The organism is Dermacoccus abyssi, from assembly GCF_003515945.1.
Lineage (GTDB): Bacteria > Actinomycetota > Actinomycetes > Actinomycetales > Dermatophilaceae > Dermacoccus > Dermacoccus abyssi.
Genome location: NZ_QWLM01000007.1, coordinates 1 through 22,591 on the forward strand (window position 1 = coordinate 1; position 22,591 = coordinate 22,591).

The window sequence follows — 22,591 nt, forward strand, 5'->3', positions numbered from 1 at the left end:
ACGCCCGGTCACATTCCGAACCCGGAAGCTAAGCCCTTCAGCGCCGATGGTACTGCACTCGCCAGGGTGTGGGAGAGTAGGACACCGCCGGACTCCTTCCCATGGAAAAAGGGGGTTCTCGAACGATCTGAACGTGTCACACGTGTGACGGCCTCGTAGCCCAACGGCTCGGCCCACACCGACAACAGTTCAGGTTCGAGAACCCCCTTTTTTTCGCATACCCAAAAACAATTCCTGCGACGCGTCTGGGACCGTCTCAGGCTTCTTGCATTGTGCGGCGGCTACCCTCACACGTGTGGCTGTGAAGCATGGGAACAAGAGCAGCGTCAGATCCCGACGCGGTTGGCGCGACGAGGGTTGGCGGGACGAGGTTGCGACCTGGGCCGGCCGGCTGCTTCTCATTGCCGCGCTCGTGTCCCTCGTGGCGATCCCCGTTCGCCGCAACACATTCCTCAACGTCGTCATGGACGTCCTCGGCTGGTTCGACATCCCCAGTGAGCCGTCACTCTTCGTGGTCTGCATGACACTCGTGCTCTCCGGTGGAGTACGACGTCGCTTCCGAGCAGCTCACACGGCGCTCGTGTTCATCATGGGCCTCGCCGTCTTCGACTCCGTCATGCGGATCTTCTTCCGCACAGAGTCGCTTCTCATGCTCGATCGGCTCCACGTTCACGGGGCTTATCGAGATTGGGCACGCTTCCAGGCATCGCCGATCGTCTCCAGCGTCACGCTGGCCATCTCGGTTGCGAGCTTCGCCCTCGTCTTGGCTTCTCGACGTGCGTTCAAGACTCGTCTCAGCGAAGGCGCGAAGCGGGCCTCCCTCGTCGCCCTGCTCAGTGGGTGGGCCTTCTCCGTTCTCGTGACCGTGGCACTCACACTGTTTTTCCCTCGCAGCCTCGACACCGTGGGGCAACGAGTCGTGTGGGGAATCCGGAGCGCTTTCGGTGTTCGGACTCCTCCTGATACTCCGGGATTCGCCGGCCACCACGGTCATCAGTGGGTCTTCGGTATCGGCAGCGTCCTGTCCACGCTCGCGTTGTTGTTCGCCGTGCTCGTGCTGTGGCGCTCCGGGCGTGTGCGTGGCCTGACGGACGCGGACGACGAATTGCGTCTGCGTGCTCTGCTTCTCGAACACGGCGAGGACGACTCGCTCGGTTACTTCGCCACGCGTCGTGACAAGTCCGCGCTCTTCGCGCCAGACGGGCGAGCCGCGCTGACGTTCCGCAACGAGGGAAGCGTCAGCGTTGCATCGGCCGACCCCGTGGGGCGACGCGAATCCTGGAACGGCGCGATCGAAGGCTGGCTGGAGCAGTGTGTTGAGCACGGGCTCTACCCGGCCGTCCTGTCGGCGAGCGCTGACGGCGCGCAGGCGTACGTCGACGCCGGTCTCAAGGCGTGGTCCTTGGGCGACGAGGCAATCATCGACGTCGACGCATTCACCCTGCAGGGGCGCACGATGCGTCCCGTGCGCCAGGCGGTCACCCGCGTCGAACGCGCCGGTTACTCGACACACGTGCGCCGGCACGAAGAGCTGTCCGGCCAGGAACTCGATGAGATCTCGCGGCTGGCGGACGCCTGGCGCGGCAACGAGACCGAGCGTGGGTTCTCCATGGCGCTCAACCGTCTCGGCGATCGCGCTGACGGACGCTGCGTCGTCATCACGGCTCACGACGAGAGCGGGGCCGTTCGCGGGTTCCTGTCCTTCGTGCCGTGGGGTGCGCGTGGACTGTCTCTCGACGTCATGCGCCGTGACCGGGCCGCAGAGAACGGGCTCAACGAGTACATGGTCGCTCACCTCGTCGAAGCGGCGCCGGCGCTGGGCGTCCGGCGCATCTCGCTCAACTTCGCGGTTTTCCGCAACGTCTTCGCCGATGCCGATGAGGTCGGCGCCGGCCCCGTGACGCGCCTGAGCGACAAGGCGCTGTCGTTCGCTTCTCGCTTCTGGCAGCTCGAGACGCTCTACCGCTCGAACGACAAGTACCGCCCCGAGTGGGTGCCGCGTTATCTCTGTTACGACCCCGAGCTGACGGTGCCGCGCGCCGCCCTGGCCATGGGCGTGGCGGAGGGTTTCGTGCCCCTTCTCGGTCCGCGCCTGCTCGTGGGGCCGAAGCCGGCCGACCACCAGCCGCCGCGCCCGGAGGCCGACTTCGTCGAGCGGGTTCAGGCGCTCGAGGCCGAGAGCCTCACCCCGCGCGTTCCCGAGCCGCGGCGCAGTGAGCAGCAGCGCGTCCGGCGCGCGAAGCTGACGCAGATGGCCGAAGCCGGCGTGGAGGCCTACCCGCCCCGCGTTCCGCGGACGACGACCGTTGCCGACGTCGTGGCGCGCCATCCCGATCTGGCGCCCGACGCCGCAACGGGGGAGCGAGTCTCCGTCACGGGCCGAGTGCGCGCTCTGCGCGACCTCGGTGGGGTGAGCTTCGTCGTGCTCGAGGAGAACGGCGTTCGCCTGCAGGCGATGGCCACCCGGGACGGCACCCCGGAGCCTGCCCTCGGCCGTTGGGGCCACTGGATCGATCTCGGCGACATCATCAGCGTCAGCGGCGAGGTGGTGACCTCGAAGCGCGGCGAGTTGTCGGTTCTCGTGGACTCGTGGCACATGGCGGCCAAATGCCTCAGCCCGGTACCCGATCTGCACTCCGGCTTCCGCGACCCCGACGCCCGCGTGCGTCAGCGCTCGCTCGACCTCATCGTCAACGCCGACTCCATGGAGATGCTGCAAGCACGCTCACGTGGGGTGCGCGCTTTCCGTGACGCGTTCGACGACCTGGGCTACACCGAGGTGGAGACCCCGATGCTCCAGGCCGTGCACGGCGGAGCGTCCGCGCGGCCGTTCAAGACACACATCAACGCCTACGGCATGGATCTGTTCCTGCGCATCGCGCCGGAGCTCTATCTCAAGCGCCTCGCGGTCGGTGGCATGCAGAAGGTCTTCGAACTGAACCGAAACTTCCGCAACGAGGGCGCCGACGCGACGCACAACCCCGAGTTCACCTCGCTCGAGGCCTACGACGCGTACGGCGACTACACGACGATGCGTCACCTGACGCGCGAGGTCCTGCTCACAGTGGCACGCGCGGTGCACGGTAAGGAGATCGCGCTGCGACCGATGTCGGACGGCAGCGTGGAGCGTGTCGATCTTTCTGGACCGTGGCCCGCCGTGCCCGTCCACGAGGCGGTGTCGAAAGCCTGCGGCGTGACGCTCACGTCCGCGTCGACACGTGAGGAAGTCGCTGCGGTGTGCGAAGCCCACGGCATCGATGCTCCGCGGGAGAAGAGCGCCGGCGAACTCGTCGTCGAGCTGTACGACGAACTCGTCGAGGCACGAACGACCTTCCCGACGTTCTACACGGACTTTCCCGTCGAGACGTCGCCGCTCACGCGGGAGCACCGTGACGATCCGCGCCTCTCGGAACGCTGGGACCTCGTGGCCTTCGGCGCCGAGATCGGTACGGCGTACACCGAGCTGGTCGATCCGGTCGAGCAGCGTCGTCGCCTCACCGAGCAGTCGCTCAAGGCGGCGGCCGGTGACGTCGAGGCGATGTCGCTCGACGAGTCGTTCCTCGGCGCGCTCGAGTACGCGATGCCGCCCACGGGTGGCCTCGGCATCGGCGTCGACCGCACGATCATGATGCTGCTCGGGGCTCCGATCCGCGCCACGCTCGCGTTCCCGTTCGTCCGTCCGCAGGGCTGAGTGGACCCTCCTCCTCGGCGAAGGGAACCTGCTCTCCTCTCGACTGAGGTATGAGGTGGATGACAATTCCTTGAGTCCTTTTCACCCATCGATGACCTATGAGCGGCAAGATCAGTGGGTGAGTGCGCGAACGAACGCGTCGCGCGAAGGGATTCAAGGGGAATCATGAAGAAGTCGCTCAGCGCAGCAGCCGCAGCCTTCGGTCTCGTCAGCATCGGCCTTGCACCTGCAGGTGCGAGCGCCCGGCAGGCCTCGTCCGAGGCGCCGACCTCCGGCGCGTCGTCGAGCTACACGCCACCGCCGGTGTCATGGGGAGCATGCAAGGCGCCGAGTCTCGTCAAGGCGGGTGCCCAGTGCGGCTACGTCACGGTTCCCCTCGACTACGCGAAGCCGAAGGGCGCGAAGATCAAGCTCGCCGTGTCCCGTATCAAGCACAAGACGCCCGACGCGAAGAAGCAGGGCATCATGCTCGTCAACCCGGGTGGCCCCGGCGGTTCCGGCCTGACGTTGGCACGCCTGGGTCAGTGGGTGCCGAACGGAGGCGGCGACCCGTACGACTGGATCGGATTCGACCCGCGAGGCGTCGGTGACAGCCTCCCGAGCCTCGCGTGCGACGGTAACTACTTCGGCTACAACCGCCCCGACTACCGCGTGACGAAGGCCGGCACGGAACGTCAGTGGCTACACAAGACCGCGGGCTACTCGAAGGCCTGCTCGAAGGCGGACGGCGCACGTCTGTTGCCGCACATGAAGACCGTCGACAACGTGCGTGACATGGACTCGATCCGCAAGGCCCTCGGTGAGAAGCAGATCAACTTCTACGGTTTCAGCTACGGCTCCTACCTCGGCCAGGTCTACGCGACGATGTATCCCAAGCAAACGCGCCGCATGGTGCTCGACGGCGTCGTCAACCCCAAGGACGTCTGGTACGACGCGAACCTCAACCAGGACGTCGCGTTCGACGCGAACATGGACACCTTCTTCGACTGGGTCGCCAAGAACGACGCCACCTACCACCTGGGTAAGAGCGGCAAGGCGATCAAGAAGCGCTGGTACGCGATGCTCGACAAGCTCGCGAAAACGCCGGCCGACGGCAAGATCGGACCGAACGAGTGGACGGATGCCTTCCTCAACGCCGGTTACTACGTGTTCGGCTGGGAAGGTGACGCCGAGGCACTCGTCGCGGCGTTCAAGGGCGACTTCGGCCCGGTCACCGACCTCTACGACGAGGCGAACGGCTCCGGCCCGGGTTCGGACAACGGGTATGCGGTCTACCTCGGCACGCAGTGCTCGGATGTTGCCTGGCCCACGTCGTGGAACAAGTGGAAGGCCGACAACACGCGCGTCGCCAAGAAGGCGCCGTTCGAGACGTGGGCCAATGCGATGTTCAACCTTCCGTGCACGAGCTGGCCGGTGAAGGCGAGCAACCGCCAGGCGCCCCGCGTCGACGGTTCGAAGGTCGGGCCCATCCTGCTCATCTCGGAGACGAAGGACGGCGCGACGCCGTACGGCGGTGCGCTCGAGGTGCGTAAGCGCTTCCCGAAGAGCTCGCTCATCGAGGGCGTCGGCGGCACGACGCACTCGGGTTCGCTGAGCGGTATCGCGTGCACGGACGACAAGATCGCCACCTACCTGCTGTCCGGCAAGACGCCGCAGCGCACTCGCGGGCAGGGGCACTCGGACGTGAAGTGCGAGCCGGTGCCGCAGCCGGCGCCGGGCCCGGCGAACGCGCTGACGGAGTCGGCGTCCGACTCGGGGCGCGCCCACGGTCACGGCAAGGGCCACGGCAAGAAGCGTCACGGCATGCCGCAGGATCTGCGCGCCCAGTTGCAGCAGGCCGCTTCGTCGACCCGCTGACGGACTGACCCTTGAACGCCCGAGCGCGTCGATCAGTGACGCAGGGCCTTGCGGGCCAGTGCGTTACCGATGAACTGCGCGATCTGCACGAACACGATGATGATGACGACGGCTGCCCACGTCACGGCCCACTGGTAGCGCTGGTAGCCGTACGCCAGCGCGAAGTTGCCGAGACCGCCGCCGCCCATCGCGCCGACGACCGCGGTCATGTCGATGACGGCGACGAGCGCGAAGGTGTACCCGAGGATGAGCGGCGCGAGCGCCTCGGGGATGAGAACGGTGCGGATGATCCGCCACGGGCTCGCGCCCATCGCCTGAGCCGCCTCGATGACGCCCGGGTCGACACTCACGAGGTTCTGTTCGACGATGCGACTGATGCCGAACGTCGCCGCGATCGTGAGGGGGAAGATCATCGACGTCGTGCCGATCGTCGAGCCGGTGGCGAGGAGCGTCAACGGTCCGAGAGCGGCAGCGAAGATGATGAACGGGATCGGGCGGATGATATTGACGAGCACGTTGAGGATCGTGTGAACCGTCGGGTTGGCCATGATGCCGCCGCGGCGCGTCGTGTTGAGCAGCACGCCGAGCACGAGCCCGAACAGACCGCCGAGGACGATGGTGGCGCTGACCATGAGGAGGGTCTGCCCGACCGACTCCCACAGCACGGGGCGCAGTGCGCTCCAGTCCGTGTCCGCAGTGATGACCTTCATGCCGTGGCCTCCTCGAGTTCGTGGACGGTGGCGACCTGGGCGAGGTCGGTCAGCACCTGCGTGACGGTGACGTCGTCACCGCGCAGGGCCAGGGTCAACGTCGTGAGGTTCGCTTCCTTGAGGGGCGTGAGGCCACCGTGGACGATCTCCGGTTCGACACCGCGGGCGCCGGTGGAGGCGAGAACCCTTCCGAATCCAGCGGAGTCGTGGACGGTTGCCGTGACGAGGCGTCCGCTCACCCTCTCGCGCAGCCGCGCGATCTCGCGGGCGTCGGGCACGTTGCGCAGCGTCGCGTCGACGAGCCGCCGCGTGGCTGACGATGTCGGTGCGCCGAGCACCTGCTCGGTCGGCCCGGATTCGACGACGCGGCCGTGTTCGAGGACCACGACGTCGTCGGCCAGTTCACGCACGACGTCCATCTCGTGCGTGATGACCACGATCGTCACGCCGAGCTCATCGTTGACGCGGCGCAGGAGGGCGAGGACGTCCTTCGTCGTGTCGGGGTCGAGGGCGGAGGTCGACTCGTCGGCGAGCAGGATCTCCGGGTTCGTGGCCAGGGCGCGGGCGATGCCGACGCGCTGCTTCTGGCCGCCGGACAGCTCGTCAGGATAGGCCCAGGCCTTCTCCGTCAGACCGACGAAGTGGAGCAGTTCGGTGACTCGCGCCTCCTGCTTGTCCTTGTCCCAACCGGCGACCTCGAGCGGATAGGCGACGTTGGCGTACACCGTGCGCGAGCGGATGAGATTGAACTGCTGGAACACCATGCCGATGCGGGCCCGCAAAGCTCGGATCTGCTTTGCTCCCAGACCCGCCAGATCGACGCCGTCGACCTCGACGGAACCGGTCGTCGGGGTCTCGAGCGCGTTGATGAGCCGCACGAGGGTGCTCTTGCCTGCACCGGAGAACCCGATGACGGCGAGGACGCGGCCGGTAGCGACGTCGAGGTCGATCTCCTGCAGCGCGGTGACGTTCTTCTTGCCGCGCACGAAGGTCTTGCTCACGCCGCGCAGCCGGACCGCCGGCGCGTTCTCGGGTCGGGCCGGGGGAGTGGGGGTCACTTCTTGGCCTTGATCTGCGACTCGATGCGGGTGAGGATGCCGCGCACGTCCGCGACGGAACGCTTCACCTCGTACTGGGTTCCCTTGGTGCGCTTGGAGATGAGGTCCTGCACCGACTTCTCGTGGTACGCCTGGACGAACTTCGCGTACGTCGGGTTGTCGGCGTCCTTCTTGCGGGCCACGATGACGTTGATGTACGGCTCCGAGGACTTCGCCTTGGGGTCGTCCTTGAACAGCGCCTTGCTCGGGTCGAGGTTCGCGTCGGCGGCGAAGTTGTTGTTGACCACGGCGCCCTCGACGGAGGGCAGGGCGGCTGCGGTCTGGGCAGCGTCGACGGGCGTGACGCCGACCTTCGACTTCGCGGCGTCGATCTCGGCGGGCGTCGACAGGGAGTTGCCCCCGCCCTTGAGCGTGAGCAGACCGGCGCTCTGCAGGAGCAGGAGGGCGCGTGCCTGGTTCGTCGCGTCGTTCGGGATGGCGACCTTGCCGCCGTCGGCGAACTCGTTCACCGTGGTGTGCTTCTTCGAGTACAGCGACAGCGGCACGATGTAGGTGGAGCCGACCGGCGTCAGGGTGTCGTTCTTCGCGGCGTTGTAGTCGGCGAGGAACTGCAGGTGCTGGAACTGGTTGACGTCGACCTGGCCCTGGGAGAGCGCCGGGTTGGCCTGCGTGTAGTCGGTGAAGTTGACCGGCTGGATGTCGAGGCCGTACTTCTCCTTGCCGACCTTGACCAGTTCGGTCCAGTACGGGTCGGACGCTTCGGTGGTACCGACGGTGATCTTCGTCAGCTTCTCGTCGTCGCTACCCGTGAAGGCCTTGATGCCGAAGCCTGCGGCGAGCGCGACGACGAGGACGCCTGCGCCGATGGCCGCGTACTTGGGGCCGTTGCTCTTCGGCTTCTCGGGCAGGGCCTGGACGGCCGGGCTGGCTCCGGGGGTGGTGGAGTTGGTGTTCTCGGACATGGTGATGCCTTCCTCGAAGGGGCGTGCGAGGCGCCGGTGGGGTGGGCGGCGACGACCGCCCGACGATGGGTGCGGTCAGTGCTTGGGGCGCGCGTACGCGGCGTCGTGCGTGTGCGGTCGCGCGGTGGGGGCCTGGGTGGGGCGATGCGTGTGCTGCATGTGATCTCCCGGGATCGGGCGCACCGGTACGAAGCCCTCGAAAGGGATGTGTTCCGGGTGCGGAACGTGCTTGCCGCGCGGTTGACGCGGCCGGGTCATCACCTGGAGCACCCCGCCACGTTCGTGAGGGTTGCCGTCCGACCAGCCAGGGCTTTGCATCGGATCTCTTGACCGGCATTAGATTAGAGGCGCCGCGAGAAGCCCGTCAAATCAAGTGATCTGGGCCACTCTGCGTCACCGCTGGGCCGAGTTTCCTGCGGTTGGGTAGTCGCAGCCTCGACCCAACGGCAGGAAAGTCTGCCCAGTGGAGAGATGCGCTGACGCCGTGCTCTCGCCGTGGGCTGGAGTCACTAGGGCCGGAGCGTGGACTCCACGGGGTCGAGGGACCCCCGAGCTCGCGCTTATTTGCTCGGCGGAAGCACGTCGGTCTGCGCGGGAAGGTCGGCCACGCCGACCGGGCACGTCACGCCCTTGTAGCCGTGATTGCAGTACCCGCCTGGATTTTTCGCGAGGTACTGCTGGTGGTAGCCCTCGGCCGGCCAGAACTTTCCGGCTTCGTCGGCGGGCTTCATCTCCGTCGTGATGGCGCCGCGGCCCGCGTCGGTCAGCGCACCCTGGAACGCTTCCGCGGTGCGACGCGTAGCGGTCTCCTGCTCGGGCGTCGTCCAGTAGACCGCAGAGCGGTACTGCGTGCCGATGTCATTGCCCTGACGGTTGGCCGTCGTCGGGTCATGGTTCTCCCAGAACGCCTTGAGCAGCTGGGCCGGGGAGACCTTGTCCGGGTCGTACGCGATCTGGACGGCCTCGGTGTGGCCCGTCGTGCCCGTGCAGACGTCCTCGTACGAGGGGTTCTCACGGTCGCCACCCATGTAGCCGACGGCCGTCGAGACGACCCCCGGGATCTGCCAGAAGATGCGCTCCGCACCCCAGAAACATCCCATCGCGACGTACAGCGTCTCGGTCTTGTCCGGCCACCCGCCGAGCAGTGGCGTGCCGAGAACGTCGTGCACGGCAGCGACGTCGACCGGGGCGGAATCCTGACGGGTGAACCACATGGGGCGTTCCTTTCACTGGAGTCGCTGTGTTCAACACAGACGCGTCCGAGAGGATTCCGAGCGGGTGTCGCCGGGGTGCACTTCAGTCGACGAGCGGCGGCACTTCGAGTGGGATGGCGCGCAGCAGCCTCGCGCGGATCTCGACCATCGTCTGCGCGTGCGTGTCGAGCGCGACGTCCTCGGAAAGTGTTGGCTTCCAAGGCGGCACGGCTCGTTTGTGGCCGTCGTTGTCGAGCCCGACGAGCACCATCGTGCACTCGGTCGTGAGGTTCAGTTCTCCGGTGCGCGGGTTGCCCGAGCGCACTCGCACCGACACGTGCATGCTCGACGTGCCGGTGTGGATGAGCCACGCCTGCACCTCGACGAAGTCGCCGACGTGCAACGGCTGGTGGAAGCGCACGCCGCCCGCGTACACAGCCACCGCCGAACCCTGGTTCCAGCGCTCCGCGACGAGGGTTGCTGCCTCGTCGATCCACTCCATGACGACGCCGCCGTGCACGTTGCCGCCCCAGTTGACGGTCGTCGGTGCGGCGAGAAAGCGCAGCGTCTCGCGGCACGACTCCGTCCCGTCCGTGTAACTCTGCTTCACCATGTCGGCTTCGATGCGGGTGCGCACGTCGGTGAGGGTGACGGCGCGCTCCTGCTGGTCGCGTTCCCACTCGTCCTGCGGCGTGAACGTCGGGACAGGTGTGGGCTTCCGGTCGTCGTCGACCGCGACGAAGACGAGCAGGCACTGTGTGTTGACGCGCAGCTCGCCCTGACGCGGGTCGCCGGACGAAACGGTCGCGACGATGTGCATCGACGTGCGTCCGGTGTGGACGATACGCGACTGCACCTCGACGATGTGGCCCACCTCGACGGGGCGGGTGAAGCGCACATTGCCGACGTGGGCCGTCACGCAGTAGTGCCCGCTCCACGCCGCGGCACAGGCGTACGCGGACTTGTCGATCCACTCGAGCATCCGGCCGGCACCGACGCGCCCGCGCACGTTGGCATCCATGGGTGCGGCCATGAAACGCAGGGTGATGTGGCGTCGGGGTCCGGGCCTGCCGTCGATCGTAGGGCCGGTACCGCCGGAAATTCACTTGTCGGGCGCGCGGTTGCTGGCGTTCCATGACTGGCATGAACACGGTGCGCATCGAACGGATCACCCCTGACCACCCGCAGTTCGAGGAGTGGGCGACCGTCTTCGTCACGGCCGGGCGCCGCCAGTGGGGGCGCGACACGACTGCCTACACGCCGAACGAACTCGCACAGATGTGGGAGTCTCTGGCCCACGCGAAGGTCTGGCTCGTCGCGATCGACGACGACGGCGACGTCGTCGGGTCCGCAGCCATCGGGATGCCGACGCAGGACAACCCACATCTCGCCGGGTTCGACGTCGCCTGCCTCGACGAGCGGGCTACGGCGCTCAAGCAACGTCTCGTCGACGAGGTCGAACGTGTCTGCCGAGAGGCCGGGCGCACCACGCTCATGATCGAAACGCAGACGCCGGTCGGTGCCGCCAACGACGAGGCCGCCTTCTTCGAAGCAGCGGGCTATGCGGAAGCGCAGACGTGCGTGCGTAACGGGCAGCGGCTCCCCGTCAGCGCCGACATCGGGGCCGAGATGCGCCGCGTCATCGAGATGAACGACGGCTACCGCATCGAGACCGTCGTCGGTCGGCTTCCCGAAGACTGGCTGCCGGAACGGGCGCGCCTCGCCGGAATGATGTCGACGGACACACCTCTCGGCGCCCTCGCCATCGAGCCGGAGAACTGGACCCCCGAGCGCGTCACCGCGATGTTCGACGAGGACGAACGTCGCGGGCGCGTCGTCGTAGAGACCGTGGCCTGGCACGAGGAATCCGGTGAGATGGCCGCGTTCACGCACGTTTCGGTGCCCGCGGAAACACCGTGGATCGCCTACCAGGACGACACCCTCGTCGCGAAAGCCCACCGGGGCCATCGGCTCGGCTACCGCGTGAAGGCTGCCGTGTCCTTGGCTCTGCCCCAGGCCGCGCCCGGCGTCACCGTGCAACGCACCTGGAACGACGAGACCAACGAGCACATGCTGCGCATCAACCGTGAACTCGGTTACGAGCGAGAGGGGACGTTGGTCGAGTGGCAGAAGGTGCTCGATTCGGCTCCGGGTGACCCTGCACACGACGCCTGAGCGACAAGGCACCGGCCCCCGTGGACGAACGGTGGCGCGGGTGACACGCGGCACTCGGTAACCTTGGGCGTGTGACCGATGTACTGACGATGCAAGATGCCCTGTTGACGTTGCAGAAGTACTGGACCGACCGCGGTTGCATGGTGGTCCAGCCCTACAACACCGAGGTCGGGGCGGGAACGATGAACCCCGCCACGGTCATGCGCGTCCTCGGGCCCGAGCCGTGGCACGTCGCGTACGTCGAACCCTCCGTGCGCCCCGACGACAGCCGCTACGGCGAGAACCCCAACCGTCTGCAGACGCACACGCAGTTCCAGGTCATCCTCAAGCCCGACCCGGGCAACCCGCAGGAGCTCTACCTCGGCTCCCTGCAGGCGCTTGGTATCGATCTCGACGCGCACGACGTGCGCTTCGTCGAGGACAACTGGCAGCAGCCCGCCATCGGCGCGTGGGGCCTCGGGTGGGAGGTCTGGCTCGACGGCATGGAGGTCACGCAGTTCACCTACTTCCAGCAGGTCGTGGGCCAGAACCTCGAGCCGATCTCGGTCGAACTCACCTACGGCGTGGAGCGCATCCTCATGGCGCTCCAGGGCGTCACGCACTTCAAGGACATGGCGTACGCCGAGGGCATCTCCTACGGCGAGGTCTTCGCGCAGAACGAGTACGAGATGTCGCGCTACTACCTCGACGACGCCGACGTCGAGACTGCGCACACCTTCTTCAAGAACTACACGGACGAAGCGCAGCGCATGATCGACGCCCGCCTGCCCGTGCCGGCGTGGACGTACGTGCTCAAGAGCTCGCACGCGTTCAACATCCTCGACTCGCGTGGCGCCGTGTCGACCACCGAGCGCGCTCGCTCGTTCTCGCTCATGCGCCGCCTCGCCCGCGAGGCCGGTGCTCTGTGGACCGAACGCCGCGAGGAGCTCGGCTTCCCGCTGCTCAAGGACGGCGTCGCCACGTCGCGCGTCAACGAGATCGCTGCTGCAGCGGTGACGGCGCCGAACGTCATGCAGCCGGTCCAGAAGGCCGAGTCGGCGGCGGACCTCGGCGACGACGCTCAGGCGTTCGCGTTCGAGATCGGCGTCGAGGAGATGCCGCCGCACGTCGTCGACGCCACCCTCCCCGCGGTGAAGGACGCCGTCACGACGGCGCTCGCGGCCACCCGCCTCGAGCACGGTGACGTCAGCGTCGTCGGCACGCCGCGCCGCATCGTTGTCACGGTGCCCGGCGTCAGCGCGCACGAGCCGGACGCCGAGACTCTCGCCAAGGGCCCCAAGGTCGCGGCCGCCTACGACGCCGACGGCAAGCCCACGAAGGCGCTCGAAGGGTTCGCCCGCGGCAAGGGCGTTTCGGTCGACGACGTCGTCACCGCCGAGTTCGACGGCGCGGAGCACGTTGCGGTCAAGCAGACGCAGACCGGTCGCGGTGTGCTCGAGGTGCTCGGCGCGATCGTCACTGACGTCGTCTCGGGCCTGCGCAGCGACAAGAACATGAAGTGGAACGACCCGGAGCTCACCTTCAGCCGCCCGATCCGTTGGCTCGTGGCGCTGTGGGGCACTGCTGTCGTCCCCGCGACGGCCGGTCTTCTCACGGCGGGTCGCACCACGTACCTGCAGCGCACCGCTGCGCAGCCGCACGTCGACATCGCCTCGGCCGACGATCTCGTCAGCACGCTCGAGGGCGCCGGCTTCCTCCTCGACATCGACGCGCGGCGCCAGGCCGTTGTCGACGGCGCGCTGGAACTCGCTCGCTCCGTGGGCGGCACGATCGACATCGAGGGCGAGGCCGGTCTCGTCGACGAGATCACGAACCTCGTCGAGGAGCCGCGCGGCGTGCTCGGCACCTTCGAGGAGCGTTACCTCGACCTGCCCGAGCAGATCCTCACCACCGTCATGCGCAAGCACCAGCGTTACCTGCCGGTGCGCGACGAGTCGGGCAAGCTCATGCCGTACTTCGTCACGATGGCCAACGGGGCGATCGACGACGACGTCGTGCGCGCCGGCAACGAGTCGGTGCTGCGCGCCCGCTACGAGGACGCGGCCTTCTTCTGGGACGCCGACCTCAAGGTGGGCCTCGACGACTTCCGCAAGAACATCGACTCCCTGACATTCGAGAACCGGCTCGGCTCCTTCGCCCAGCGCGCGGATCGCATCCGCGACGTGGCTCAGGCGCTCGCCGGCCATGTGGAGCTGTCGGGCGACGACAAGACGACGCTGACGCGCGCAGGTGAACTCGCCAAGTTCGACCTGTCGACGCAGATGGTCGTCGAACTCTCGTCGCTCGCGGGCACGATGGCGCGCGAGTACGCGCTCAAGGCAGGGGAGACCCCGGCCGTCGCGGAGGCACTCTTCGAGATGGAGAAGCCCCGTTCGGCCGGTGACTCGCTGCCGGTCTCGACGCCGGGTGCACTGCTCGCCCTCGCCGACCGCTTCGACCTGCTCACTGCGATGTTCGCCATCGGCGCGAAGCCGACCGGTTCGTCCGACCCCTTCGCGCTACGTCGCGCCGCGCTCGGTGTCGTCTCGATCCTGCGCGGCGTGCCGACGGTGGCCACCGTGAGCGTGGCTTCCGGGCTCGAGGCCGCAGCGGCGCGCCTGCGCGAGCAGGGCGTCGAGGTCTCCGACGAAGCGCTCGCGGCGGCAGCCGAGTTCGTCGAGGGCCGCTTCGGCCAGCAGCTGCGTGACGAGGGCGTCTCCGCGCCGCTCGTTGCAGCGGTGGCTCCGTCGGCCGGCACGCCGGGTGCGGCGGAGGCCTACCTCGCCGACATCCAGACGCTCTCGGGAGACGAGGCGTTCGCGGCTCTCGTGCAGGTGACGCAGCGCATCACGCGCATCGTTCCTGCGGGCACCGACGCCTCCTTCGACGCGTCGGTTCTCACCGACGACGCAGAGAGGGTTGTCGCTCCGCTCGTGGCCGACCTGGCCGACAACTCGCACGGATCACTTACCGAATGGTTCGCTGCGGCAAGCGGTCTCACCGACAAGCTGAACACGTTCTTCGACGAGGTGCTCGTCATGGCTGACGACGAGAAGCTCAAGGCTGCACGACTCGGCATGCTGCAGACGGTCGTCGCCAAGGCACCTGCGGGCATCGACTACAAGGAGCTCGACAGGGCGCTCGACGCCTGATCACTTCCTCCTGAACGCCGGAGCGTTCGACGGTGGCCGTCCCTCCTCGGGGCGGCCACCGTCGTTGTTCCCAGTGAGGGCGCTCAGCCTCGTCGGTAGGACTCCTGCGCTCCGGCGCGTGTGACGGTGTCGGCCGCGAAGGCGGCTGCGTAGCGGGCAGCGTCACGCGTGTCGGCACCGTCTGCGAGCTTCGCGACGAATGCCCCGACGAACGCGTCGCCCGCCCCGGTGGTGTCGACGACGTCGACAGGGCAGGAGACGATCTCGTCGACGCGGTCGGCGGAGACAAGGAGCGTCGAGTCGGCCCCGCGGGTCAGGACGAGCGACGGAACGCCGGCGGCCACCACGGCGCGGATCATTTCGCTGTCGTCGTCGGCGGGTGCGATGCCCAGTGCGTCGGCAGCGAGTCGCGCCTCGTGCTGGTTGACGACGAGCGGGTCCCCGGCGGTCAGCGTCTCGCGCGCCACGTCGATGACCGGCGCGAGGTTGAGGACGAACCGCGTCGAGGCAGCCCGGCAAGCCACGGCCACGGCGTCGACCACCTCCGCGGGGATCTCGCCCTGGCAGACAACGGCCTCAGCGTCGGCAATCGCTGACGCGAGCGTGCGCACGTCCTCCGGCCGCCAGGCACCGTTGGCTCCGGGGATGATGACGATGCTGTTCTCTCCGCTGTCGTCGATCGTGATGAACGCCATTCCGGTCGGGTCGTCGACAACCTCGACGCGGGAGAGGTCCACCCCTGATGTGCGCAGGAGGCGCAGTGCCTCGTCGGCGTAGGCGTCGCGCCCCGCCTTCGCAGCGAAGACGACGTCGGCACCGCTCAGGGCGGCAGCCAGGGCCTGGTTCGCCCCCTTGCCGCCGGGGGAGGTGTGCAGCGTCCGAGAGCTGAGCGTTTCGCCCGGTGACGGGTGACGCTCGACGCGCACGGCGAGGTCGACGTTCGTCGAACCGATGACGAGGACGCGGGCCATGGTCGAGCCTCTCAGGGAAGCGAATCGGGGGCTGTCAGCTTATGCGCGGAGTGCCTTTCGCGGGTTGTCGGAGGACGCCACTAGGCTTGCGATCATGACGCACGAGAACGAGCTTGAGTCCCTGGGGTTCACCACCCGCGCCATCCACGCAGGGCAGGAGCCCGATCCGCGCACCGGGGCCGTCGTCCCCGCGATCTACCAGACCTCTACGTACAAGCAGGACGGTGTCGGAGGTCTGCGTGAGGGCTACGAGTACAGCCGGTCGGCCAACCCCACCCGCACCGCGCTCGAGGAATGCATCGCGGCTCTCGAGGGCGGTACGCACGGCTACGCGTTCGCCTCGGGCCTCGCCGGCTCCGACGCCGTGCTGCGCGCTGTTCTGCGCCCCGGCGACCACATGGTCATCCCCACCGACGCCTACGGCGGCACGTTCCGTCTCGTCGACAAGGTGACGCAGCACTGGGGCGTCGACTACTCCACCGCTCCCATCGCCGACCCGCAGGCCGTCGCCGCCGCGATGACGGACAAGACGAAGCTCGTCTGGGTCGAGACGCCCACCAACCCGCTCCTCGGCATCGCCGACATCACGGCCATCGCCGCCGTCGCGCACGAGCGCGGAGCGCTGCTCGTCGTCGACAACACCTTCGCCTCGAGCTACCTCCAGCAGCCGCTCGCCCTCGGCGCCGACATCGTCGTCCACTCGACGACGAAGTACGCCGGTGGCCACTCCGACGTTGTCGGCGGCGCCGTCGTCGTCGGTGACAACGTCGCGGTCGAGGAGTACGCCGAGGTGGCGGCCATGATCCGGTTCAACCAGAACGCGCTCGGCGCCATCGCCGGCCCGTTCGACGCCTGGCTCACGCTGCGTGGCCTCAAGACTCTCTCCGTGCGCATGGAGCGCCACTGCGACAACGCGGAGAAGGTCGTCGAGTTCCTCTCGGCACGCGACGACGTCACGAAGATCTATTACCCGGGCCTGGCCGAGCACCCCGGCCACGAGGTCGCCGCGAAGCAGATGAAGCGTTTCGGCGGCATGGTGAGCTTCGAGGTCGTCGGCGGCATGGAGCGTGCGCTCGAGGTGTGCGACGCGACGAAGATCTTCACCCTCGGCGAAAGCCTCGGCGGTGTCGAGTCGCTCATCGAGCACCCGGGCAAGATGACGCACGCGAGCGTTGCGGGCACCGCGCTCGAGGTGCCTCCGGCACTCATCCGCCTGTCCGTCGGCATCGAAGACGCGGACGACCTCGTCGCCGACCTGCGTCAGGCGCTCGACAGCACGCGATGACCGGCGTCGTCATCCGCCTCGTCCTCCTGGCGATGGCCCTCTTTCTCGCCGTGCGACTGCTGCACCGTTCAGCGGTCGCACGGCGCGAGTGGGCCGTGCGCGACGCTGCGCTCACCGCGCGGAGGAGTGGTGGGCGCGCACGCACGGCGGCCCGTTCGATCAGGAACGACGCGAGGTACCAGGCGACATCGCGCCGTACCTCGGCCCGAACGGGCCTCGCTCGGAGCTTCGTGGCCCCAAGCCCGACCAGGCCGCATGGGTCTGGGGCTGGATCTGTGTGGTCATTGCGGCGTTCCTCGCCGTCAGCGTTGTCGCACAGTTGAGTTCGGGCAGCGTCTGACGTCGAACTGGACGCCCGTTCACCCAAAAGGGTTGGCCAGAAGGCTCGATGCCCTGAGACCATGGGACAGGCGCTCGTATCCCGGGCGCCTCGACGAATGGAGACACCCGTGCCTCACGCGGTGGAGGCCGAGGGCCTCGTCAAGAAGTTCGGCCAGTCCGTAGCGGTGGCCGATGTCAGCCTCACGGTTCCCGAGGGCACCGTGCTCGGTGTCCTCGGCCCGAACGGTGCCGGTAAGACGACAACCGTGCGCATGCTCACGACGCTCATCCGCCCCGACGGCGGCCATGCGCGTGTTGCCGGAGCCGACGTCGTGAAGCAGGCCGACGAAGTGCGTCGCCGCATCGGCGTCTCCGGCCAGTACGCGGCCGTCGACGAATACCTCACCGGCTTCGAGAACCTCGACATGATCGGCCGCCTGTATCACCTCGGTGGGAAGGCGTCGAAGGCGCGGGCCAAGGAATTGCTCGCCCAATTCCGTCTGGAGGACGCGGCCAACCGCCCGGCCAAGACGTACTCGGGCGGCATGCGCCGCCGCCTCGACCTCGCCGGAGCACTCGTCGCCCGCCCGCCGGTCATCTTCCTCGACGAGCCGACGACCGGCCTCGACCCGCGCAGTCGCGGCGAGATGTGGGAGGTCATCGAGGAACTCGTATCCGGCGGCACGAGCCTGCTCCTGACGACCCAGTACCTCGAGGAAGCCGACCGTCTCGCGGACTCGATCGTCGTCGTCGACGGCGGGCACGTCATCGCGCGCGGAACGGCCGACGACCTCAAGAACGAGGTCGGGGGAGAGCGCCTCGAAGTGCACCTTCGCGAGAAGGGTGACGTCGCCCGCGCCCGCGAGTTCATGGCGCGTCACGGCTCCGGCGAGGTGGACGCTCCGGAAGGCGGCCGCGAGCTCGTCGTCCCGGTCGAATCCGGCACTCGCGCCCTCGTCGCACTCGTGCGGGACCTCGACGAGGCCGGCATCGAGGTGGCGGACATCGCCGTGCGTCGCCCCACCCTCGACGACGCCTTCCTCTCGCTCACCGGCCACTCGGTCGCGGAGTCCGAGGACGAAGCCGACGCCGCGAGCGAAGGGGGTGAGCACTGATGGGTCACCTCGTGTCCGACGCACTCACCGTCATGCGTCGCAACCTCATCAAGATCAAGCGGGTTCCCGACCTGCTCGTGTTCTCGACGATGCAGCCGATCATGTTCGTGTTGCTCTTCGGTTACGTCTTCGGTTCGCTCGCCGGACCGAACGCCGGCGGCTACCGCGAGTTCATGATGGCCGGTATCTTCGCCCAGACCATCGTCTTCGGCGCCACGATCACCGGTGCCGGCCTCGCCGACGACATGCAGAAGGGCGTCATCGACCGCTTCCGGACGCTGCCGATGCACCCGTCGTCGGTGCTCGTGGGGCGCACCCTGAGCGACGTGGTCAACAACGTCATCGTGCTCGTCGTCATGTCCCTGACGGGCCTCGTCATCGGGTGGCGCATCCGCGGAAGCGTGCTCGACGCGCTCATCGCCTACGCGCTCATGCTCCTGTTCAGCTACGCGATCTCGTGGATCATGGCGTGCATCGGCCTCAAGGTGAAGGCGCCGGAGATCGTCAACAACGCCGCGTTCATGGTGATCTTCCCGCTCACCTTCATCGCCAACACGTTCGTGCCGGCTGAAAACATGCCGAGCGCACTCAAGTGGTTCGCTGGCTGGAACCCGGTCTCCACCATCACGCACGCCGCCCGTGAACGCTTCCGCAACCTCGGCGCCATGGGCGGTGACTCGGCGGCCATGCGCGAGAAGATCGAGTACACGTGGGCGCTGCAGCACGCAGAGATCTACACGCTGGCCTGGGTACTCGTGGTTCTCGCAATCTTCGTGCCACTCGCTACCCGCATCTACGCGCGGGCCGTGGCGAAGTAGGCAGCAGTACCGCCAAGACGACGAAGGAGGCGAGAACCCCGAACGGGTGCTCGCCTCCTTCGTTGCGGTGACGCAGTGTCAGCCGGCGTACGGCTTCGCGTCGATGATCTTGACGGCGATCGACTTGCCGTTCGGCGCGTCGTAAGTGACCTCGTCACCCTTCTTCTTGCCGTTGATCGCAGCGCCCATGGGCGACTGCTCGCTGTAGACGTCGATGTCGGCGGCGTCGCCGGCGATCTCGCGACTGCCGAGGAGGAACGTCTCCTTGTCACCGAACATCTCGACCGTGACGACCATGCCCGGCTCGACGATGCCGTCGTCGGCGGGAGCCTCACCCACGGTGGCGTTGCGCAGCAGCGACTCGAGCTGGCGGATGCGGGCCTCCATCTTGCCCTGCTCCTCCTTCGCCGCGTGGTAGCCGCCGTTCTCCTTGAGGTCGCCCTCTTCGCGGGCAGCCTCGATGCGCTTGGCGATCTCGGAGCGGCCCGGGCCCGAAAGGTGCTCGAGCTCGGCCGACAGACGATCGAACGCGTCCTGCGTGAGGAAGCTCGACGACGTGGTGGTCTCGCTCACGGTGTACTCCTTGCTGTGTGCATCAGGTTCCACGCGCGCTCGGCGCGGGCGTGCGATGAACGCCGAGACGGCGGCTACCGCGTACTGCGGCGCGCCTCTCGGCCCGGGATCAAACCACCATTTTAACACCGCCCGCCGCGTGGCACGAGATGGCGCATCCGCGTGGCGGCGGCGCGAACGTCACTGCGCCGGCGGGCGTTCCCCCGTGTAGTGGCACTCCTTGACCGTTCCCGAGACGGCGCGCGACGTGGTGCGCAGCACGTCCGAGTACCGCGTCGAGCGGTAGGGGCTGGGCTTGAGCTCCACCTGCTTGGTACCCAGCACGTCGCGCTTGTCGTTGAGCGCAATGATCGTGCACGTGATGGCACGGTTGCGTTCGCTCGGGATGACGTCCCAACGCACCTCGATGCGGTCGTCGGAGATGACCTTGAACCCGGCCTGGTTGGCCCTCACCGTGTTCGACGAGGCACTGATGCCGAACCAGGCCGCGAAAGCGGACATGAGGATCACACCGACGATGCCGATGATCCACCACTTGCGTTGTTCGGCCCGTGGGCGTGCAGGGGACACCGCTGCTCCTTTGCAACAATGGGCGACGCACGCTCCGTCCCGGCAGGTTGGCCGGGGCAGGCGAGCTCAGATGTCACCCACACGATACGAGGTACGACGTGACCAGCGGATTCCGCCTCATGGCGGTGCACGCTCACCCGGACGACGAGGCGAGCAAGGGCTCGGCGACGATGGCGCGCTACCTGGCCGAGGGAAACCGCGTCCACGTCGTCACCTGCACCGGGGGAGAGCGCGGCGACGTGCTCAACCCGCGCCTGGCCGACGACCCGCGGGTCAAGAGCGACCTCGTCGACCTGCGTCGCCAGGAGATGGCGGCCTCACGCGACGTCGTCGGGTACGAGCACACGTGGCTCGGCTTCGTCGACTCCGGTCTGCCCGAGGGCGACCCGCTGCCGCCGCTTCCGCCGGGCTGCTTCGCGCTCGAGCCGCTCGACGTCACGACCGAGGCGCTCGTGCGCGTCATCCGCGAGTTCCGCCCGCACGTCGTCACGACGTACGACGAGAACGGCGGCTACCCGCACCCCGACCACATCATGACCCACCTCGTCACGATCTCGGCCGTGCGTGCCGCTGGCGACCCGGAGGCGTACCCGCACGCGGGCGAGCCGTGGCAGCCGCTCAAGGTCTACTACGACAGGACGTTCTCCCGCGCCAAGCTCGAGGCCTACCACGACGTGCTCGTCACGGCGGGGCGCGAGTCGCCGTACCCCGCGTGGTTGGAGCGCCGCGCCGACCGCCCCGAGGGCCGCATCACGACGCGCGTCGACGCCTCGAAGTGGTTCGACGTGCGCACCAAGGCACTGCTCGCGCACGCCACGCAGATCGACCCCGACGGTCAGTTCTTCGCGCTCAGCGCAGACGAGCAGGCAACGGCATGGCCGATGGAGGACTGGGACATCGCCCTGTCGGCCGTGCCCGTGGCCGAGGACGAGAACGACCTGTTCGCCGGGCTCGGCACCCCTGAGGAGGCCGACGCGATGGCCACCGCAACCCCACCTGCGAAGATGGTCGTGGACGACGTCGTAGAGCGGAAGGAAAGCTGATGGGCGGCAACGAGAGCGTCGAGGTCACCGCAGGGATCTGGGGCTTCCTCGTCCTGTTCGGCCTGGCCCTGGCCTGCTGGTTCCTCTTCCGCAGCATGAATGCGCACCTGCGGAAGATGACGTTCCAACAGCGCGAGCAGGTGCCCGAGAACACGCGGACGGCGGGGGCGCGTTCCGAGGAGAGCCCCGTGCCGCCGGAGGACGACGACCCCATCGGTAGCGCGCGCCACTGACGCCTGCGTTCGTCGCGTGGGTTTCCCCGCCCGCATGGAACCGACGCACGGGGAACACCCGTCAAACGTTGGTATGTTCGACCCGATTGCAGCCATGACGAGTCAACGGAGGTGAGCCCGGTGCGCGGTCCCGGTGACGTGCTCTACACCGCCTACGAACGTCAGCTCGTCAAGGGGCTGCCGGGTGAGCGCCTCCCGCGTCACGTCGGACTCATGCTCGACGGCAACCGTCGGTGGGCGAAACTGCGTGGCGAGAACACCGAGCACGGCCATCGCGCCGGTGCGGACAACATCGAGCCGTTGCTCACGTGGTGCGACGAACTCGGCATCGAGGTCGTGACGCTCTGGCTCCTGTCGACCGACAACCTCAAGCGCAGAGAGGTCGAACTCAAGCCGCTGCTGGAGATCATCGAGGACGTCGTCGACGGTCTCGCCGCGTCCGGTCGGCGCCTCAACCTCGTCGGTGCGCTCGGGCTGCTGCCCGACGCAACGCGTGCCCGGCTTCAGGCCGCCGTCGAGAAGACGACCGACGCCGAAGGTCTCGTCGTCAACATCGCCGTCGGCTACGGCGGACGACAGGAGATCGTCGACGCGTTCCGCGCGATGCTCCTCGACGCCGCCGAGCGCGGGGAGTCGCTCGAGTCGCTCGCCGATCGCCTCACGATCGAGAACGTCGGCGACTACCTCTACACGAAGGGCCAGCCCGACCCCGACCTCGTCATCCGCACGTCCGGCGAGCAGCGCCTCGGCGGGTTCCTCCTGTGGCAGAGCGCCCATTCGGAGTTCTACTTCTGCGAGGCCTTCTGGCCCGATTTCCGCCGCGTCGACTTCCTGCGCGCGGTGCGCGCCTACGCCGAGCGCGAGCGTCGCTTCGGCGGCTGACCG

At 67.8% G+C, this 22,591-nt stretch carries 19 protein-coding genes, 1 rRNA gene and 1 riboswitch; of the genes, 12 read left to right on the plus strand and 8 right to left on the minus strand.

Features of this window, described 5'->3' with window-relative positions; all coding sequences use genetic code 11:
- The 3 genes from rrf to D1832_RS07345 form a co-directional block, all read left to right on the plus strand.
- Nucleotides 1-93 (plus strand): 5S ribosomal RNA (gene rrf / locus D1832_RS07335); the annotation flags it as partial.
- Between the two features lie 202 nt (nucleotides 94-295).
- Entirely contained in the window at nucleotides 296-3,691 is a 3,396-nt protein-coding gene (gene lysX, locus D1832_RS07340) for a bifunctional lysylphosphatidylglycerol synthetase/lysine--tRNA ligase LysX (protein WP_241510911.1), read from the plus strand.
- A 165-nt stretch (nucleotides 3,692-3,856) separates the two neighbouring features.
- The gene (locus D1832_RS07345) at nucleotides 3,857-5,548 is read left to right on the plus strand and encodes an alpha/beta fold hydrolase (RefSeq protein WP_118913285.1); all 1,692 of its coding nucleotides are present in this window, start codon (nucleotides 3,857-3,859) and stop codon (nucleotides 5,546-5,548) included.
- A gap of 32 nt (nucleotides 5,549-5,580) precedes the next feature.
- Here the strand turns inward: D1832_RS07345 and D1832_RS07350 are convergent, their stop codons facing one another.
- From D1832_RS07350 to D1832_RS07370, 5 genes are all read right to left on the minus strand, one after another.
- Nucleotides 5,581-6,258: a methionine ABC transporter permease gene (locus tag D1832_RS07350; protein WP_118913286.1), complete on the minus strand. Its 678-nt coding sequence runs from the start codon at nucleotides 6,256-6,258 to the stop codon at nucleotides 5,581-5,583.
- Entirely contained in the window at nucleotides 6,255-7,268 is a 1,014-nt protein-coding gene (locus D1832_RS07355) for a methionine ABC transporter ATP-binding protein (protein WP_415544799.1), read from the minus strand. Before D1832_RS07355 ends, D1832_RS07350 begins: the two co-directional genes overlap by 4 nt.
- A 44-nt stretch (nucleotides 7,269-7,312) precedes the next feature.
- Nucleotides 7,313-8,278: a MetQ/NlpA family ABC transporter substrate-binding protein gene (locus D1832_RS07360; RefSeq protein WP_047311757.1), complete on the minus strand. Its 966-nt coding sequence runs from the start codon at nucleotides 8,276-8,278 to the stop codon at nucleotides 7,313-7,315.
- A 220-nt stretch (nucleotides 8,279-8,498) separates the two neighbouring features.
- Nucleotides 8,499-8,610: riboswitch (SAM riboswitch) on the minus strand.
- A gap of 228 nt (nucleotides 8,611-8,838) precedes the next feature.
- A complete protein-coding gene (msrA, locus tag D1832_RS07365) occupies nucleotides 8,839-9,492 on the minus strand; it encodes a peptide-methionine (S)-S-oxide reductase MsrA (RefSeq protein WP_118913288.1) in 654 nt (217 codons plus the stop codon).
- A gap of 82 nt (nucleotides 9,493-9,574) precedes the next feature.
- The gene (locus tag D1832_RS07370; protein WP_118913289.1) at nucleotides 9,575-10,504 is read right to left on the minus strand and encodes an acyl-CoA thioesterase; all 930 of its coding nucleotides are present in this window, start codon (nucleotides 10,502-10,504) and stop codon (nucleotides 9,575-9,577) included.
- Nucleotides 10,505-10,605: 101 nt separating this feature from the next.
- On the opposite strand from D1832_RS07370, the gene D1832_RS07375 reads away from it, so the two are divergent.
- A complete protein-coding gene (locus tag D1832_RS07375) occupies nucleotides 10,606-11,646 on the plus strand; it encodes a hypothetical protein (RefSeq protein ID WP_182434706.1) in 1,041 nt (346 codons plus the stop codon).
- A gap of 71 nt (nucleotides 11,647-11,717) precedes the next feature.
- Nucleotides 11,718-14,777, plus strand: a complete 3,060-nt coding sequence (locus D1832_RS07380; protein ID WP_338067304.1) for a glycine--tRNA ligase — start codon at nucleotides 11,718-11,720, stop codon at nucleotides 14,775-14,777.
- Between the two features lie 83 nt (nucleotides 14,778-14,860).
- Here D1832_RS07380 and D1832_RS07385 read toward each other — a convergent pair whose 3' ends face one another.
- Nucleotides 14,861-15,748, minus strand: coding sequence for a ribokinase (locus D1832_RS07385; protein WP_118913291.1), 888 nt, complete (start codon nucleotides 15,746-15,748; stop codon nucleotides 14,861-14,863).
- Between the two features lie 94 nt (nucleotides 15,749-15,842).
- On the opposite strand from D1832_RS07385, the gene D1832_RS07390 reads away from it, so the two are divergent.
- From D1832_RS07390 to D1832_RS07405, 4 genes are all read left to right on the plus strand, one after another.
- On the plus strand, nucleotides 15,843-17,033 hold the full coding sequence (locus D1832_RS07390) for a cystathionine gamma-synthase (protein WP_118913292.1): 1,191 nt from the start codon (nucleotides 15,843-15,845) through the stop codon (nucleotides 17,031-17,033).
- 88 nt (nucleotides 17,034-17,121) lie between these two features.
- Complete coding sequence (locus D1832_RS07395; RefSeq protein ID WP_118913293.1) at nucleotides 17,122-17,373, plus strand: hypothetical protein; 252 nt, start codon at nucleotides 17,122-17,124, stop codon at nucleotides 17,371-17,373.
- Nucleotides 17,374-17,482: 109 nt separating this feature from the next.
- Nucleotides 17,483-18,469, plus strand: coding sequence for an ATP-binding cassette domain-containing protein (locus D1832_RS07400; protein ID WP_118913407.1), 987 nt, complete (start codon nucleotides 17,483-17,485; stop codon nucleotides 18,467-18,469).
- Nucleotides 18,469-19,287, plus strand: a complete 819-nt coding sequence (locus D1832_RS07405; protein ID WP_118913294.1) for an ABC transporter permease — start codon at nucleotides 18,469-18,471, stop codon at nucleotides 19,285-19,287. The genes D1832_RS07400 and D1832_RS07405 overlap by 1 nt, the downstream gene beginning before the upstream one ends.
- A 78-nt stretch (nucleotides 19,288-19,365) precedes the next feature.
- Here D1832_RS07405 and greA read toward each other — a convergent pair whose 3' ends face one another.
- Complete coding sequence (gene greA, locus D1832_RS07410; protein ID WP_047311771.1) at nucleotides 19,366-19,860, minus strand: transcription elongation factor GreA; 495 nt, start codon at nucleotides 19,858-19,860, stop codon at nucleotides 19,366-19,368.
- A gap of 180 nt (nucleotides 19,861-20,040) precedes the next feature.
- Nucleotides 20,041-20,430 (minus strand): DUF4307 domain-containing protein, encoded by a 390-nt coding sequence (locus D1832_RS07415; protein WP_118913295.1) that lies wholly within the window; start codon nucleotides 20,428-20,430, stop codon nucleotides 20,041-20,043.
- A 98-nt stretch (nucleotides 20,431-20,528) separates the two neighbouring features.
- Here D1832_RS07415 and mca point away from each other — a divergent pair, with 98 nt between their 5' ends.
- The 3 genes from mca (at nucleotide 20,529) to D1832_RS07430 (ending at nucleotide 22,588) form a co-directional block, all read left to right on the plus strand.
- On the plus strand, nucleotides 20,529-21,473 hold the full coding sequence (mca, locus tag D1832_RS07420) for a mycothiol conjugate amidase Mca (protein ID WP_240730254.1): 945 nt from the start codon (nucleotides 20,529-20,531) through the stop codon (nucleotides 21,471-21,473).
- Entirely contained in the window at nucleotides 21,473-21,706 is a 234-nt protein-coding gene (locus D1832_RS07425) for a hypothetical protein (RefSeq protein ID WP_118913297.1), read from the plus strand. The genes mca and D1832_RS07425 overlap by 1 nt, the downstream gene beginning before the upstream one ends.
- A gap of 120 nt (nucleotides 21,707-21,826) precedes the next feature.
- On the plus strand, nucleotides 21,827-22,588 hold the full coding sequence (locus D1832_RS07430; RefSeq protein ID WP_118913408.1) for an isoprenyl transferase: 762 nt from the start codon (nucleotides 21,827-21,829) through the stop codon (nucleotides 22,586-22,588).
- Nucleotides 22,589-22,591 lie beyond the last annotated feature (3 nt).

Coding starts and splice junctions, on each gene's coding strand:
- D1832_RS07345 (WP_118913285.1), top strand. CDS start 3,857: ATGAAGAAGTCGCTCAGCGCAGCAGCCGCAGCCTTCGGTCTCGTCAGC.
- D1832_RS07350 (WP_118913286.1), bottom strand. CDS start 6,258: ATGAAGGTCATCACTGCGGACACGGACTGGAGCGCACTGCGCCCCGTG.
- D1832_RS07360 (WP_047311757.1), bottom strand. CDS start 8,278: ATGTCCGAGAACACCAACTCCACCACCCCCGGAGCCAGCCCGGCCGTC.
- msrA (WP_118913288.1), bottom strand. CDS start 9,492: ATGTGGTTCACCCGTCAGGATTCCGCCCCGGTCGACGTCGCTGCCGTG.
- D1832_RS07370 (WP_118913289.1), bottom strand. CDS start 10,504: ATGGCCGCACCCATGGATGCCAACGTGCGCGGGCGCGTCGGTGCCGGC.
- D1832_RS07375 (WP_182434706.1), top strand. CDS start 10,606: ATGACTGGCATGAACACGGTGCGCATCGAACGGATCACCCCTGACCAC.
- D1832_RS07385 (WP_118913291.1), bottom strand. CDS start 15,748: ATGGCCCGCGTCCTCGTCATCGGTTCGACGAACGTCGACCTCGCCGTG.
- D1832_RS07390 (WP_118913292.1), top strand. CDS start 15,843: ATGACGCACGAGAACGAGCTTGAGTCCCTGGGGTTCACCACCCGCGCC.
- D1832_RS07405 (WP_118913294.1), top strand. CDS start 18,469: ATGGGTCACCTCGTGTCCGACGCACTCACCGTCATGCGTCGCAACCTC.
- D1832_RS07425 (WP_118913297.1), top strand. CDS start 21,473: ATGGGCGGCAACGAGAGCGTCGAGGTCACCGCAGGGATCTGGGGCTTC.